The organism is Nocardioides sp. NPDC006303 (genome assembly GCF_040613175.1).
In the GTDB taxonomy this organism is placed as follows: Bacteria; Actinomycetota; Actinomycetes; order Propionibacteriales; family Nocardioidaceae; genus Nocardioides.
The window spans coordinates 1-14,201 of the sequence record NZ_JBEXRR010000043.1 but is presented as its reverse complement, the minus strand read 5'-3'; the positions used below and the strand labels follow the sequence as shown (position 1 = coordinate 14,201).

The following is a 14,201-nucleotide window of genomic DNA, read 5'->3' as shown; positions in this document are numbered from 1 at the left end:
TCAGAACGGCGGCTTTCCCGTCCCGGAGACGCGGAACCGCCCCCAGGGGTCGATGTCGGAGAGCCGCCCCTCGGCTTCGCCGTGGTCGGTGCGGACGGTGACGCTCTGGCCGTTGCGTACGCCGTCGAGGGCCGTGCCGACGCGGCCGTACCAGTGGAAGTGGCCGTCGATCGGCTGGAAGGCGCCGCGCAGTGCGACATCGACCTCCCAGGTGCCGTGCTCGGACTCGAGGCGCGCGGGACCTTCGTAGAGGTGCTGGGGCTCGTGGTCGCTCATCGGGGGCTCTTTCGCAGCGGGGTGACGATCTCGGGACGGTCCAGGGCGCTCAGGTCGACGCCGTACTCGGCGGTGGTGCCCTCCAGTGCGTGCCAGACGAACTCGCTCAGATAGCGGGTGAACGCAGCGCGGGACATGGTGCGCCGGTCGAGCCACCACTGGCCGGCGGACTCACCGATCCCGACGAGGCTGTGCGCCCAGGGCTCGGCGCCGGCGGCGTCGACACCGAGGCGGCCGAAAGTGTCGTTGAGCAGCCGCGCGAAGGTCGCCGCGATGAGCTGTTTGCCGTCCGCCAGCGGATCCGTGCCGCCGGTGTGCTGGCGAACCAGGAGCAGGTAGACGTTGGGGTGCTCGGCGATGGTCTCGACGTACGCCGCGACCCCGGCCTCGACCCGCTGGCGGGTCGGCGCTGGGGCGAGCACGGCGTCGACGACCGCGTCGAGGATCTGCCGCGCGGCCCACATCCCCACCGCGCCGTGCAGCTCGGCCTTGTCGGCGAAGTAGCGGTAGAGCACCGGCTTGCTGACCCCGGCCTCCGCGGCGATGTCGGCGATCGAGACCTCGGTCCCGGCCGAGTCGACGGCGCGTACGGCTGCCGCCACCAGCTCCGCCCGTCTCGTCTCGCGGTGGGCGTCCCAGCGCGAGGAGCGGCCGTCGTCCTTGACCTTCCGTGTCATGTCCTGCACTCTAGCAACTACCCGTAACTCTGGGTAACACCTAGTTCCAACGCTCAGTCAGATCGCTCAGTCAGGGAGAAGAATGACCATCGCCGACCCGACCTCCGACCGGCTCCTACGCTCCACCGCGCGTCAGTCCTACGACCCGGAGGTCGACCTCGACTGGGACGCCGCACCCGTCGAGGGACTGTGGTGGATGCAGCCCGAGCGCGTCTCCCTCTACGGCACCCCGACCTGGGACCGGCTCAGCCAGGAGCAGCAGATCGAGCTCTCCCGGCACGAGGTGGCCAGCATCATGAGCGTCGGGCTGTGGTTCGAGGTGCTGCTGATGCAGCTGCTGCTCCGCGAGGTCTACGGCGCGGACCCGCGCACGGCGCGGACGCAGTACGCGCTGACCGAGATCGGGGACGAGACCCGGCACTCGGTGATGTTCGGCCGGGCGATCGCGGCGATGGGCGCGCCGGCGTACGGCCCCCGGCCCGCCGTCCTGCGCATCGGGAAGCTCGCTCCGCTGCTGCACGGAGCCAGCGTCTTCTCCGCGACCCTGGTCGGCGAGGAGCCGCTCGACCGGTGGCAGCGCGAGCTGATGAAGGACGAGCGCTGCCAGCCGCTGACCCGGATGGCCTCCCGCATCCACGTCACCGAAGAGGCTCGCCACGTCACCTTCGCCCGTGAGGAGCTCGCCGCGGCGATGTCGCAGAAGATGGGGCGTACGCAGCTCCGGCTGCACCAGAACCTCACCGCCCGCTCGGCCTACGTGATGGCGCGCTCGCTGGTCCATCCGGACTGCTACGCGGCCGTCGGCCTCGACCCGATGGCCGCCCGCCGCGAGGCGCTCGGCAACGAGCACTACCGCGCGACGCTGGCCTGGATGGGCGAGAAGATGATGCCGTACCTCACCGAGCACGGGATGGTCTCGGAGAAGGACCGCAAGCTCTGGCGGGCCTCCTTCCTGGTGCCGCGCGACTGACGCGAGGCGTCAGAGCACGGTGAGGCGATCCACCAGCAGCTCGATCCTGCGCTCGGCGTCCTCCGGCAGGAGACGCCCCGAGCGGGTCAGGGTCGCCACTCCGTGCAGGGACGCCCAGAACACCTCGGTGAACAGCTCCGGCTCGACGCCGTCGCCGGCGACCTCACCCAGCGTCTCCAGCAGCGCCGCGAAGGCGTCCTTCAGCTGCTCGGGGGTGTCCTCCTGCGCGTACGCCAGGCCCCCGTCGAGCTGGAACAGGGCGTCGTAGACCGCCGGGTTGCGCTCGGCGAAGTCGAGATAAGCGCGGGCCAGGGCGGCGACCCGCTCGCGCGGAGTGCTCGCGGCGGCCGTCGCCGACCGCATCGCCACGGCCATTTCCGAGGCGCCCTCGAGCGCGACGGCACCGATGATCTCGCGCTTGCCGCGGAAATGGCTGTAGAGGACCGGCTGGCTGTACTCGATGCGCTCGGCGAGTCGGCGTGTGGTCACCGCGTCCCAGCCCTGCTGCTCGGCGAGCTCGCGGGCCGTCGCCACGATGAGCCGCTCGCGGTCCGCCCGCTCGCGCTGCTTGCGTTCCTGTACCGACATGGCTTGAGCCTAGCACTGCTAGACATCCGAGCAGTATCACTGCTAGCGTCGACTCATGCGCTAGCAGTGCTAGATAGCCTTACTCGGAGGAGCATCACCATGTCACTGAAGAACGTCAACACCGTCCTGGCCACCGCTGTTACCCTGTTCGCCCTCTACCTCGGGTTCTCCTTCATCCTGATTCCCGAGGCGTCTGCGCCAGGCGTGGGGCTGCCGACCTGGCCGGAGGGCGACGGCGGTGGCTTCCTGGTCATGAAGGGCATCCGCGAGCTCTCGATGGGTCTGATCACCGCGATCCTGCTGGTGACCAGCCATCGCCGCGCCCTGGGCCTGGTCCTGCTGATGGAGGCCGTCGCCCCGTTCGGCGACATGATCAACGTCCTGGCCCACGACGGCACCGTCGCGGCCGCCCTCGGCGTCCACGGGTTCACCGCCGTCGTGATCGCGATCAGCGGCCTGCTGATCCTCTGGGAGACGCGCAAGCCCGCTGATGCCTCCATCCCAAGCTCCGAGATTCTTGCAGTCTGAGGCTCGGAGCGTCGATCGGTCAGAGAGCGGGCCGAGTGCATCTAAGATCGTCAGTCGTGCGAGTACAGCTGCGTCGGACGTCCCAGATCTGCGGCCGCGTGCCGATAGATGAACTGGCTGAGTTCGTCGAGACCGCATCATCAAGTCTTGGAGACGATCTGACCGTACGCGCGGTCCTCAGCGACAATTTCTCTTTCGAGGAGACCATCGAGTCGCTGGCTGGCCTTCGGGACGCGGGTCCATTCGACAGACCTTTAAAGCGCCGCGCGGAGAGTCCAAGTACGTTGGCGCATTGCGCTGCGATCTGCGTGCTGCAGGGACGAGGGGCAGCGTTCATGTCGACGTCGGTGCTCAAGTTCGATGGCGGCGCGCGATCACGACACCATCACGATCAGGCATTCAGATCCGCATACCGCCGAGTTGCTGTTGCGGGCCGCCCAGGCTCTCTTGCGTCGGCATCGTGCTTACCTTGTCTACCTCGGCTTGATCAACGCGGCGCTGTGGGGTCTCCTCATGTTGAGTTGGGCGCTTAGCCCACCGCCGGCAAGCGCATTCGACTGGTTCCCCGTCGACGCAGCGGGCAACCCGAAAGGTAGTCCGACCGGCTGGATCACGGTTGGTGTGGTGACGCTGTCACTCTTCTGGATGATCGATGTCATCCTTACCCCGAGATGGACCAGCACAATCACGATACCTGCCACACTCAGCGCTAGTCACAGGCCCGCGCGCTGGAACCCATCCGCTGAATCGGTCAAACGATGGGCTGTCATCGGCGGCCCTGTCGCTGTCCTCGCATTGCTTGTCGGTGCGGCATCGCTCTACGTACAGCTGACGGGGATCAAATTGCCCTAGATGATTGATGCACGGGGCGGCCGTCGCGAGCGGCACTCTGTAACGAACGAAAATTCGTTCGCTTGCCGCTTCCTCTCGAGGAGAAGGGTCCTGGCGCTGAAAGAAATTTTTCTTTCACCGATCAACTCACCTGCGGTGAGTTGATCGAAGCGCCTCACGGGACGAACGAATTTTCGTTCGCCCCGTGAGGCGGTATTTGAGCGAGCGAGAAAGGGTCAGCGGAAGGCGGACTCCCCTGTCAGCGCCTGCCCGATGATGAGCTGGTGGACCTCGCTGGTGCCCTCGTACGTCAGGACCGACTCGAGGTTGTTCGCATGGCGGAGGATCGGGTACTCGAGGGTGACGCCGGCGGCGGCGAGGATGGTGCGGCACTCGCGGGCGATGGCGATGGCCTCGCGGACGTTGTTGAGCTTGCCGAGGGAGATCTGCTCGGAACGGAGGGTGCCCTCGTCCTTCAGGCGGCCCAGGTGGAGTGCGAGGAGCATCGCCTTGCCGAGCTCGAGAGTCATGTCGGCGAGCTTGGTCTGGGTGATCTGGAATCCGGCCAGGGGCTTGTCGTAGATCTCGCGGGAGGCGGCGTACGCGATGGCGGACTCGAGGCAGTCGCGGGCCGCACCGACGGCGCCGAAGACGATGCCGAAGCGGGCCTCGTTCAGACACGACAGCGGACCCTTCAAGCCCCTGACATCAGGGAACGCGGCAGACTCGGGGAGGCGTACGTCGTCGAGGACGATCTCGCCGGTGACCGAGGCACGCAGGGACAGCTTCTGCTTGATCACCGGCGCGGAGAAGCCCGGGGTGTCGGTGGGGACCACGAAGCCGCGGATCCCCTTGCCGTCGGGCGCCTCGTCGGTCTGGGCCCAGACGACTGCGACGTCGGCGACAGGGGCGTTGGTGATCCACATCTTGGTGCCGGACAGGATCCAGTCACCCGACGCGTCTCGGCGCGCCCGGGTCCGCATGCCGGCCGGGTTGGAGCCGAAGTCGGGCTCGGTGAGGCCGAAGCAGCCGATCGCCTCTCCGGCGGCCATCCGCGGCAGCCACTCCTGCTTCTGCTCCTCGCTCCCCCACTTCCAGATCGCGAACATCGCCAGCGAACCCTGCACCGAGACCAGCGAGCGGATGCCGGAGTCGGCAGCCTCGAGCTCCATGCAGGCCAGGCCGTACGCCGTCGCGCTGGTGCCCGCGCAGCCGTAGCCCTCCAGATGCATCCCGAGGACACCCAGCTTGCCGAGCTCGGGAGCGAGCTCGCGGACCGGGACCTCGCCGGCCTCGAACCAGTCCGCGAGGTGCGGCTTGATCTCCTTCTCCGCGAAGGATCTCACCGTGTCGCGGATCGCGCGTTCCTCATCGCCGATGAGGGCCTCGGTGCCGAAGAGCTCGAGCGGGGTCTGGGGCATGGGGTCTCCTTGGGTCGAGAGAGGGCGCTGCCGATTGTGTCACCCGTCACTGGAAGTCGTTTGAACCGTTCGCCACCGCGCTCCGTAGTAGGGGTGAAGGCCGGCATCGGGTCAGCCTCCAGGCGAGAGGAATCGGCGTGCGGACACGTACGAAAGCAGCAATCGGGATCGGTGCGGCAGTGGTCGTGGTCGGAGGCGCTGCGGTGATCTTCGGGCCCGGGTGGTACGCGGACCGGGCCGAGGACGCGGCCGCCGACGAGCCCAGCCTCAGCGCGTCGGCCGCGCCCGCGGACGGCGCCGACAGCAGCGGCACCTGGACCGTCTCGGACGGCTCGTACGCCGGCTACCGCCTCGACGAGGTGCTGCAGGGCGAGGACGTCACCGTCACCGGCCGGACCGAGGACGTGACCGGCGAGGTCACCATCGCCGATGGCGAGGTCACCGAGGCGAACATCGAGGTCAAGGTCGCGACGATCGCAACCGACTCCGACAACCGCGACGGCTACTTCCGCGAGAACGCGATCGAGGCCGACCAGTTCCCGACCGCCACCTTCGAGCTGACCGAGCCCGCCGCCCTCGAGGAGGGCGCTACCGAGGTCGAGCTCGTCGGTGACCTCACCGTGCACGGCGAGACGAAGTCGGTGACCGTCGACGCCGAGGTCGGCGGCGACGGAACCAATGCGCTCCAGGTCGTCGGGAGCGTCCCGATCACCTTCGCCGACTTCGGTGTCGAGGCGCCGAACCTGGGCTTCGTGAGCGTCGAGGACACCGGCAGCGTCGAGTTCTCGCTCGACCTGGCCAAGAGCTGACCCGGGTCTCTGGGATCCTGGGTGCGTGCGGGAGGTGACATGGGTGCGGAGGACGAGCTGCTCGTAGCGGTGCACGACGCCCACTCGGAGGCGCTCTACCGCTACGTCGTACGCCGCACCGGTGACGCCGAGGAGGCGCGCGACGTGGTGCAGGAGACGCTGCTGCGCGCCTGGCGTCATCCGGAGGTGCTGCAGCGGTCCGACGAGGGCGTACGCGCCTGGCTGTTCACCACCGCCCGCAACCTTGTCATCGACGACCTGCGCAGCGCGCGCCGGAAGCGGGAGTACGCCGCCGAGTCGCCGCCCGAGGAGACTCGAGCCGACCAGACCCAGGCGGTGCTCGACTCCTGGGTCGTCGCGGATGCGCTGCTCGCCCTCTCCCCCGATCACCGGGCGGTGGTGGTGGGGGCCTACTACGGCGGCCGGTCGGTCGCCGAGCTCGCCCACGAGCTCGACATCCCGCCCGGCACGGTCAAGTCCCGGCTGCACTACGGTCTGCGAGCCCTGCGTCTCGCCCTGCAAGAGAAGGGGGTCACCTCATGAACGACGACCTGGACGCCTCCGCACACGAGACGTACGCCGATTGGGACGCGTCCTACGTGCTCGGGGCGCTGAGCCCGAGCGAGCGGAGGGCCTACGAGCGGCACCTGACTGGCTGCAGCGTGTGCCACGACGCCGTCGCCGAGCTCGCCGGGATGCCCGGGCTGCTCGGCGCGCTCTCGCGCGGGGAGGCCGAGGAGCTGCTCGAAGAGCCCGCCGCGGTCGCGACTCCGCCGCTGGCGGAGCTGGCCGGGGCCGTACACAGGTCGCGACTGCGCCGCCGGGCGTTCGCGGTCGCGGCTGCCGTCGTCCTTCTCGCCGGCGGCACGGCGATCGGCGGTCTGGTGCTCGGTCGTGACGGCACCCAGCCGCCGGTCGCGGCCCCGTCGACCTCCGCCACACCGTCGGGTTCTGCAGGCGCGAACGTACGCACCGTCGACCTGAGGCCCGTGGGCAGCGTCGACATGTGGGCCCAGCTCGTCGTCACCCCGACCTCGTGGGGCACCAAGCTCAAGTGGAGCTGCCACTACCCGCCCGAGCCCGGCAAGAGCCCGCCGGGTCCGTCCGACTATCCGGGTGAGCCGGTGACGTACGACCTGGTGCTGGTCGGCCGTGACGGCGCGCGCACCGTCGCCGGGTCGTGGACCTGGTCGGGCGGGGAGACGCTCGGTCTGGACGCCTCCTCCGCGGTGCCGATCGCCGACGTCGAGCGGGTCGAGATCACCCTCGTCGGCGAGGACACCGCGGTCGCGGCGGCCTCGCTGACCTGAGGTTCTGAAGAGCCCTAGAGTCCGAGCTCGGAAACCGTCTTCTCCCGCATCTCGACCTTGCGGACCTTGCCGGTCACGGTCATCGGGAACTCCTCGACGACCAGGACGTAGCGCGGGATCTTGTAGTGGGAGAGCTTGCCGGCGGCGTACGTCTTCAGGGTCTCGGCCGTCATCCGCTCGGCGCCGGGGCGCAGGCGGACCCAGGCGCAGAGCTCCTCGCCGTAGGTATCGTCGGGCACGCCGATGACCTGGACGTCCTCGATGTCGGGGTGGGTGTAGAGGAACTCCTCGATCTCGCGGGGGTAGATGTTCTCGCCGCCACGGATGACCATGTCCTTGATCCGGCCGACGATGTTGCAGTACCCGTCGGCGTTCATCACGGCGAGGTCGCCGGTGTGCATCCAGCCCTCCTCGTCGATCGCCGCCCGGGTTTTCTCCTCGTCGGCCCAGTAGCCGAGCATGACCGAGTAGCCGCGGGTCTGGAACTCACCCGCCTCGCCCCGTGGCAGCACCGCGCCGGAGGTCGGGTCGACGACGCGTACCTCGACGTGCGGGTGCACCCGGCCGACGGTGGCGGTGCGGTGCTCGAGGTCGTCGTCCATCCGGGTCTGGGTCGAGACCGGCGAGGTCTCGGTCATCCCGTAGGCGATCGAGACCTCGCTCATGTGCATCTCGTTGACGCACCGCTTCATCACCTCGACCGGGCACGGGCTGCCCGCCATGATCCCGGTGCGCAGCGTGCTGAGGTCGAAGGTGCCGAAGTCGGGGTGGCTCTGCATCGCGATGAACATGGTGGGTACGCCGTAGACGGCCGTGCAGCGCTCGTCCTGGACCGCCTTCAGGGTGGCGGCCGGGTCGAAGGCAGGGCCCGGGATCACCATCGTGGCCCCGTGGGTGATGCAGCCCAGGTTGCCCATCACCATCCCGAAGCAGTGGTAGAAGGGCACCGGGATAGCCAGCCGGTCGTTCTCGTTGAAGCCGATCGTCTCGGTGGTGAAGTAGCCGTTGTTGAGGATGTTGCGATGGCTCAGCGTCGCGCCCTTGGGATAGCCGGTGGTGCCCGAGGTGTACTGGATGTTGATCGGATCCTCGGGGCTCAGCTCATAGGTGACGTGGTCGGTGAGCCGCTCGCCGGCGCCGGCTTCGAGGAGCGCGGTCCACTCCGGGTCGCCGATGAAGACGGTCTGCTCGAGGTCGGGGCAGTCGCCGCGGACGTCGGCCACCATCGAGCGATAGTCGGAGGTCTTGAACGCGGGCGCGGAGACGAGAAGCCTGATGCCCGACTGGGTCAGGGCGTACGCCAGCTCGTGGGTGCGGTAGGCCGGGTTGATGTTGACCAGGATCGCGCCGATCTTCGCGGTCGCGACCTGGGTCAGCGTCCACTCCGCGCAGTTGGGTGCCCAGATGCCGACCCGGTCGCCCTTCCCGATCCCGGCCTTGCGCAGCCCGACGGCCAGCGCGTCGACGTCGCGGCTCATCTCGGCGTACGTCCACCTTCTGCCGGAATCGACCAGCGCCTCGCGGTCACCGAATCTGGCGACGGTGCGGTCGAAGCTCGCGCCGATCGTCTCCTCCAGCAGCGGGGTGGTGGTCTCTCCGGCAGCGTAGGAATCCGTCATGAGCCCAGTGTGACCTGAGTCACGGGTGGGTTCCAAGGGTCTGCTGAGGGTGTCAGTCGCCGGTGATGAGCTCCGCGGCGCGCTCGCCGATCAGGATCGCGGGCGCGTTGGTGTGGCCACGAACGATCCTGGGCATGACCGAGGCGTCGGCGACGCGGAGGCCCTCGACGCCGCGTACGCGAAGCCTGGGGTCGACCACGCTGGCCTCGTCCGTGCCCATCCGGCAGGTGCCGGTCGGGTGGTAGAGGGTGTGGGCATGACGTGCCAGGAGCGCGTCGGCGACCTCGTCCGCGGACGAGTCCACCGGGACGTCGGGGCGCAGGAACTTGCCGAGGAACGGCTTGAGCGCGGGCTGCGAGGCGATCTCCAGCGCCACCCGGACACCTTCGACGATGGCAGCACGGTCCCTGCCCTCGGGATCGGAGAGGTAGCGGGGGTCGATGATCGGCTTGGCGGCGGGGTCCTGGGAGGTGAGCGTGATGCTGCCGCGGCTGGCCGGGTCGACGAGGATCGGACCGGCGACGACCGCTTCCCCCACGAACGGAATCAGACCCTCGTCGAAGAAGCCGACCGGGGCGAAGATCATCTCGATGTCGGGCGCCTCCAGATCGGGGCGCGAGCGGATGAAGCCGTACGCCTCGCCGACGTTGGAGGTGAGCATCCCGCGTCGGCGCAGCAGGTAGTTGAGCAGGTGACGTGCCGACTCCGCGGTCGCCAGCGAACCCTGCTCGACCTCCCAGCCGATGCCGGCGACGAGGTGATCGGTGAGGTTCTCCCCCACCTCCTTCGCATCACGGACGACATCGATGCCGAGGTCCTTCAGGTGGGCCGCCGGACCGATCCCGGAGAGCATCAGCAGTTGCGGGGTGTTGATCGCTCCGCCGGAGAGGATCACCTCGCGCCGGGCGGTGATGGTCGTCTGCTGGCCGTCGACGACGGCCTCGACGCCGGTGGCGCGAGTGCCGTCGAAGGTCACCCGCGACACCAGGGCGCCGGTCACCACGTTCAGGTTGGCGCGCCTGGCGGCGGGCTTGAGGTAGGCCGCGGCCGTGCTCCACCGGGAGCCTCGGCGCTGGGTGACCATGGTCTCGGCGTACGCCTCGGGGTTGGGGCCGTTGGCCCGTCCGCGCCGGTAGCCTGCCTGCTCGGCTGCCTGGAGGAAGGACTCGGTGTAGGGACGGGGGCTCCGTTGCCGCTCGACGCGGACCGGGCCACCGGTGCCGTCCAGCGCGGTGGCATCCTCGACGTCCTCGAGCTTCGCGTACGTCTTCTTCACGACGTCCCAGCCCCACTCGGGCCCGGCCGCCGCGCCCCACTCCTCATAGTCGGCCTGGAGGCCCTTGACCCACATCATCGCGTTCATCGAGGACGAGCCGCCGAGCATCCGGCCGCGCGGCCAGTAGATCCGACGGCCGCCGAGCGCCGGCTGTGGCTCGGTGGAGTAGTCCCAGTCGTGCTCGGACTGGAAGAGCTTCGAGAACGCCGCCGGGATGTGGATGTTCATGCTCTTGTCGCGCGGACCCGCCTCGAGCAGCGTGACCCGGACGCTCGGGTCCTCGCTGAGACGTGCCGCGAGCACGGCCCCTGACGATCCGGCCCCCACCACCACGTAGTCGCTGGTCAGTTCCTGGCTCATACCGGATCTCCTTCGTCAACGATGACGGGCTTTCGGAAGATTACCGCCGTGGACGTGTGGTTGGGGAGGAGATGAGTCAGTACGCTGCGGGCCGGTCTTCGCCCCCGGAAGGCCGCCGGGCCGGCCCGGGAGCGCCGGCGAGAGCGAAGGAACGACGCGTGGGTTTCCGCATCCGCAAGCAGATCAAGATCCTGCCCGGGATCAAGCTGACCGTGACCCCGCACGGGGTCTCCACGACGCTGGGGCCGAAGGGCTTCAGCCTCAACGTGCACTCCAAGGGCCGGGTCACCGGCACGGTCGATCTGCCGGGGAGCGGTGTCCACTACGTGAAGACGACCTCGGTGAAGCGAATCAGGGCGAAGATGCGGGGTGGGTCTGAGGCTGCTCCAGCGGTGTCTTCTCCGGCCGCGCCGGAGCCGGGGTTCTTCTCGCCCGCCTGGGAGAAGAAGCTGTTCCGGGCGCTTGCTGAGAAGCGCTACGACCGGATCGCCGGGATCGGGGAGCGCTACGACGACGCCCGGCCGTCGACGGTGGTGCTCGACTCGATCCTGGTCGCGCACCCGGGCGGCGACATGGCGCGGGTGCGCGACAACCTCTCCTGGCTGCGGTCGGCCGGGCGGAGGGTCGAGGACGACGCGTTCATCGCGACGTACGCCGCCGGGGGCGAGGTCTCCGTGCACATCGCCGCCGGGGTAGATGTGGCGCTGCCGCTCTCCCAGGAGATCCTGGACCTGCTGCTGGTCGAAGCCCTCCAGGCGGGCGGCGACCTCGACAGGGCGATCGACGTCGCCGAGGGTCTTGAGCCGACCACCATCGCGGCGGTCTCCCTGGCCGAGCTCTACATCGACGCGGGCCGCTTCGACGACGTCATCGACGTGACCAACGCCTTGGTCAACGAGGACGAGGCGTCGACCTTCCTGCTGGTCCAGCGGGCCGCGGCGCTGCGGCAGACCGGGCTGCTCGAGGCAGCTCTGGAGGCCTTGCGAGAGGCGCTGCGACCGCGGTCGCGGCCGGCGGAGCTTCGGCTCGCTGCGTACCTGGAACGGGCGCAGGTCTACCTCGCCCAAGGGAAGAAGGGCATGGCCCGCAAGGACCTTGAGCGGGTCATCGCTGCCGATGCGAGCATCCCCGGTGTACGCGACCTCCTCGACTCGCTGACGCCGGAGCCCGCTCCGGCCGACTAGCTCTCGGGTCCTCAGTCGGCGAGGAAGGCGCCCAGGGCGTAGGCGGGGTGGCGGTCGAGGTTGTGGCGGCCGCGGTCGTAGCGGCGTGTGGTGCGGGGGTCGGCGTGGCCGGCGGCGTCCTGGACGTCCTCGAGAGGTACGCCGGCCTCGCGGGCCAGGGTGACGAAGGTGTGGCGGAGGCTGTGCGGGGAGAGCTTGTCGCCGTGCTCGATGCCGGCCGAGGCGCCAAGTTTGCGGATGAGTCGGAAGGCCTCGGAGCGGTGCCAGCGGTTGCCGGTGGCGGTGACGAAGACGGGGCCGTCGGCGCGGGCGTCGAGGTAGGCGTCGAGCGCCTGTGAGGTCGCCGGGTTGAGGACGACGTCGCGCCGCGCTCCGCCCTTGCGGGTGATCGTCAGGATGCGGTGGCCGCGGGAGTGGCTGAGGTCGCTCACGTCGGCGCCCAGGGCCTCGGAGATACGCAGGCCGTCGTGGAGCAGGAGGGTCACCAGCGCGGCGGCGCGGCTGGAGTGCTCCCGCGCGGTGGCGAGGAAGGCGCGCGCCTCTCCCCTGTCCATGCCCAGGGTCTGGGAGTCGTTGCTGGTCTTGGGACGCTTGATGTGCTCGGCCGGTGAGGCGCTCAAGACGTCCTCCGCCACGCCATAGCGGTAGAAGCCGGCGATGGCGGAGAGTCGTCGCGCGATCGTCGCGGGGCTCCGTCGTGTCTCCAGGTGGCGGGCGTAGCCGTCGACCATCGCCCGGTTTGCGGCGAGCGGGTCGATCTCCAGCGCGGCGCACCAGCGGAACCAGTCGGCGAGGTCTCGTCCGTACGCAGCGCGGGTGTGCCCTGCGTACGAGAGCAGGAACCTTCTGGCGAGAGCCTCGGCACGTTTTTCGTGGGGCAGCTCCCGGAGATCGTCCAGGAACAGCTCCCTGACGGATTCCGTCACGGCCAGGTCTGTGGAGGGGGTCTGCGGACGGTTCTCGAGCGTGCTCACGTGACACATCATAATGCCGGTTATGTTGTGCGTCTTGTCGGGATCTCATTTGGATGACATTGAGTATTCGTTACGTCTTTCGTCACGCTATGCTGACGTAATGACGGAAACGATTGTTGTGGACGAGAAGCTCTGCCGCTTCCCCGGCTGTCCGCTGCCCGCGGCGGCCTCGGAGAGCGGGAGCGGCCGGCCGCCGGAGTACTGCGACGATCCCTCCCACAACCGAGCCGCCGCCTGGCGCGAACGGAAGCGCCTGCAGAGGCTCGTGGAGACACGGGATCCCGAGGAGACCGCGCGACCGGTGCAGGCAGCCCAGCAGCGGGCCGCGGAGATCACCACCCAGCTGACCCAGCTCGCCGACAGGTTCCTCGACCAGCTTCCGAAGGCGCTGGAAGAGCTGCGTACGCTCGGCGACCTGACCGCTGCCGAGGCCCAGATAGCGACCGTGCAGAGCGAGGCACAGGAGCAGATCGCCGCGGCGAGCGCTCGTGCCGTGCGCGCCGAGCAGGCGCAGCGTACGGCCGAGGCGGAGCGCGACGAGGCAGATGCCGCCGCGGCGGAGGCGTTGGAGGAGGCAGAGCGCTCTGCCGAGATCCTGCGGGAGGCGCTGTCCGCCACCACCGCGGCCGAGGAGTCCCGCCAGGCCGCCCAAGCGGCGCGGGAGAGAGCAGAGTCCGACGCGGCAGTCGCGGCGAAAACTGCCTCCGCGACGATCGACTCCCTCGAGAAGCGTCTCGACGAGACGGCCTCGGCGCGCGAAGCCCTGGCCGAGAAGCTCGAGAAGCTGCAGGCCGAGCACGCCTCGGCCGTGCAGCGCCGGCGGAGCGAGACCGCGCGTGCCGACCACGCCGAGAAAGCGATGGCACGGCTCCAGGAGCAGCTGATCGCGGAGAAGAAGGCCGCCGAGAAGGCGGCGGCGAGTGCGGGGGCGACGATCTCCGGGCTGCGTACGCAGCGCGACGCCGCCCGCGAGCAGATCGACGCCCTGCGGGACCAGGTGGCCGACCTTCGCGGGAGCGAGGCGGCGGCGAAGGCGGATCGCGATGCCACTCGCGCCGAGCTGGACCGTGAACGCGCCCATGCGAGCGAACGGCTCGAGGATCTGCGGGCGGCACACCAGGCCCAGGTCGCGCAGCTGGTGGAGCAGATCGAGCGGCGTACGGCATCACCCGATGTGCCGGAAGAGGGTGCGTGACACGCGGGACCCCAGTTGGAGGTCAACGGACGACATCCGCTACTGTTCTTCTCGCAAGCGGACGTAGCTCAGTTGGTAGAGCGCAACCTTGCCTCGCCGCCGGTGAGACCACCTCGGTCGAGCTGACCCAGGCCCACCTCGACCGGATCGCCGCGGTCGACGGCGACGTCCACGCCTTCCTGC

15 protein-coding genes are annotated in these 14,201 nt (G+C 69.2%); 8 read left to right on the top strand and 7 right to left on the bottom strand.

All coding sequences use genetic code 11. From position 1 onward, the window contains the following. Entirely contained in the window at positions 1-276 is a 276-nt protein-coding gene (locus tag ABZY89_RS24370; RefSeq protein ID WP_355231371.1) for a DUF4873 domain-containing protein, read from the bottom strand. Beyond that, positions 273-953: a TetR/AcrR family transcriptional regulator gene (locus tag ABZY89_RS24365; RefSeq protein WP_355231369.1), complete on the bottom strand. Its 681-nt coding sequence runs from the start codon at positions 951-953 to the stop codon at positions 273-275. Before ABZY89_RS24365 ends, ABZY89_RS24370 begins: the two co-directional genes overlap by 4 nt. Before the next feature lie 82 nt (positions 954-1,035). On the opposite strand from ABZY89_RS24365, the gene ABZY89_RS24360 reads away from it, so the two are divergent. Next, a complete protein-coding gene (locus tag ABZY89_RS24360) occupies positions 1,036-1,923 on the top strand; it encodes a diiron oxygenase (protein WP_355231368.1) in 888 nt (295 codons plus the stop codon). Positions 1,924-1,932: 9 nt separating this feature from the next. On the opposite strand, the gene ABZY89_RS24355 is transcribed toward ABZY89_RS24360, so the two are convergent. Continuing rightward, positions 1,933-2,511, bottom strand: a complete 579-nt coding sequence (locus ABZY89_RS24355) for a TetR/AcrR family transcriptional regulator (RefSeq protein ID WP_355231366.1) — start codon at positions 2,509-2,511, stop codon at positions 1,933-1,935. 99 nt (positions 2,512-2,610) lie between these two features. Between ABZY89_RS24355 and ABZY89_RS24350 the strand changes: the two genes are divergently transcribed. Both ABZY89_RS24350 and ABZY89_RS24345 read left to right on the top strand, forming a co-directional pair. Further along, positions 2,611-3,039, top strand: a complete 429-nt coding sequence (locus ABZY89_RS24350) for a DUF4267 domain-containing protein (RefSeq protein ID WP_355231365.1) — start codon at positions 2,611-2,613, stop codon at positions 3,037-3,039. A 360-nt stretch (positions 3,040-3,399) separates the two neighbouring features. Continuing rightward, the gene (locus tag ABZY89_RS24345; RefSeq protein WP_355231363.1) at positions 3,400-3,891 is read left to right on the top strand and encodes a hypothetical protein; all 492 of its coding nucleotides are present in this window, start codon (positions 3,400-3,402) and stop codon (positions 3,889-3,891) included. A 215-nt stretch (positions 3,892-4,106) separates the two neighbouring features. Here ABZY89_RS24345 and ABZY89_RS24340 read toward each other — a convergent pair whose 3' ends face one another. Further along, complete coding sequence (locus tag ABZY89_RS24340; protein ID WP_355231361.1) at positions 4,107-5,291, bottom strand: acyl-CoA dehydrogenase family protein; 1,185 nt, start codon at positions 5,289-5,291, stop codon at positions 4,107-4,109. A 137-nt stretch (positions 5,292-5,428) separates the two neighbouring features. Between ABZY89_RS24340 and ABZY89_RS24335 the strand changes: the two genes are divergently transcribed. From ABZY89_RS24335 to ABZY89_RS24325, 3 genes are read left to right on the top strand one after another with little or no spacing between them, the layout of a single operon-like run. Beyond that, on the top strand, positions 5,429-6,100 hold the full coding sequence (locus ABZY89_RS24335; RefSeq protein ID WP_355231359.1) for a YceI family protein: 672 nt from the start codon (positions 5,429-5,431) through the stop codon (positions 6,098-6,100). Between the two features lie 39 nt (positions 6,101-6,139). Continuing rightward, a complete protein-coding gene (locus ABZY89_RS24330) occupies positions 6,140-6,643 on the top strand; it encodes a sigma-70 family RNA polymerase sigma factor (RefSeq protein ID WP_355231357.1) in 504 nt (167 codons plus the stop codon). Continuing rightward, positions 6,640-7,410, top strand: coding sequence for a zf-HC2 domain-containing protein (locus ABZY89_RS24325; RefSeq protein ID WP_355231355.1), 771 nt, complete (start codon positions 6,640-6,642; stop codon positions 7,408-7,410). Before ABZY89_RS24330 ends, ABZY89_RS24325 begins: the two co-directional genes overlap by 4 nt. A gap of 14 nt (positions 7,411-7,424) precedes the next feature. Here the strand turns inward: ABZY89_RS24325 and ABZY89_RS24320 are convergent, their stop codons facing one another. Next, positions 7,425-9,029 (bottom strand): AMP-binding protein, encoded by a 1,605-nt coding sequence (locus ABZY89_RS24320; protein ID WP_355231353.1) that lies wholly within the window; start codon positions 9,027-9,029, stop codon positions 7,425-7,427. A gap of 52 nt (positions 9,030-9,081) precedes the next feature. After that, complete coding sequence (locus ABZY89_RS24315; protein ID WP_355231352.1) at positions 9,082-10,665, bottom strand: GMC family oxidoreductase N-terminal domain-containing protein; 1,584 nt, start codon at positions 10,663-10,665, stop codon at positions 9,082-9,084. Positions 10,666-10,823: 158 nt separating this feature from the next. Here ABZY89_RS24315 and ABZY89_RS24310 point away from each other — a divergent pair, with 158 nt between their 5' ends. After that, a complete protein-coding gene (locus tag ABZY89_RS24310; protein ID WP_355231350.1) occupies positions 10,824-11,849 on the top strand; it encodes a DUF4236 domain-containing protein in 1,026 nt (341 codons plus the stop codon). Between the two features lie 11 nt (positions 11,850-11,860). On the opposite strand, the gene ABZY89_RS24305 is transcribed toward ABZY89_RS24310, so the two are convergent. Then, the gene (locus tag ABZY89_RS24305; RefSeq protein WP_355231348.1) at positions 11,861-12,823 is read right to left on the bottom strand and encodes a tyrosine-type recombinase/integrase; all 963 of its coding nucleotides are present in this window, start codon (positions 12,821-12,823) and stop codon (positions 11,861-11,863) included. 100 nt (positions 12,824-12,923) lie between these two features. On the opposite strand from ABZY89_RS24305, the gene ABZY89_RS24300 reads away from it, so the two are divergent. Then, positions 12,924-14,018 carry a hypothetical protein gene (locus tag ABZY89_RS24300; protein WP_355231346.1) on the top strand — a complete coding sequence of 365 codons (1,095 nt, stop codon included), beginning with the start codon at positions 12,924-12,926 and terminating at the stop codon, positions 14,016-14,018. Positions 14,019-14,201: the final 183 nt, after the last annotated feature.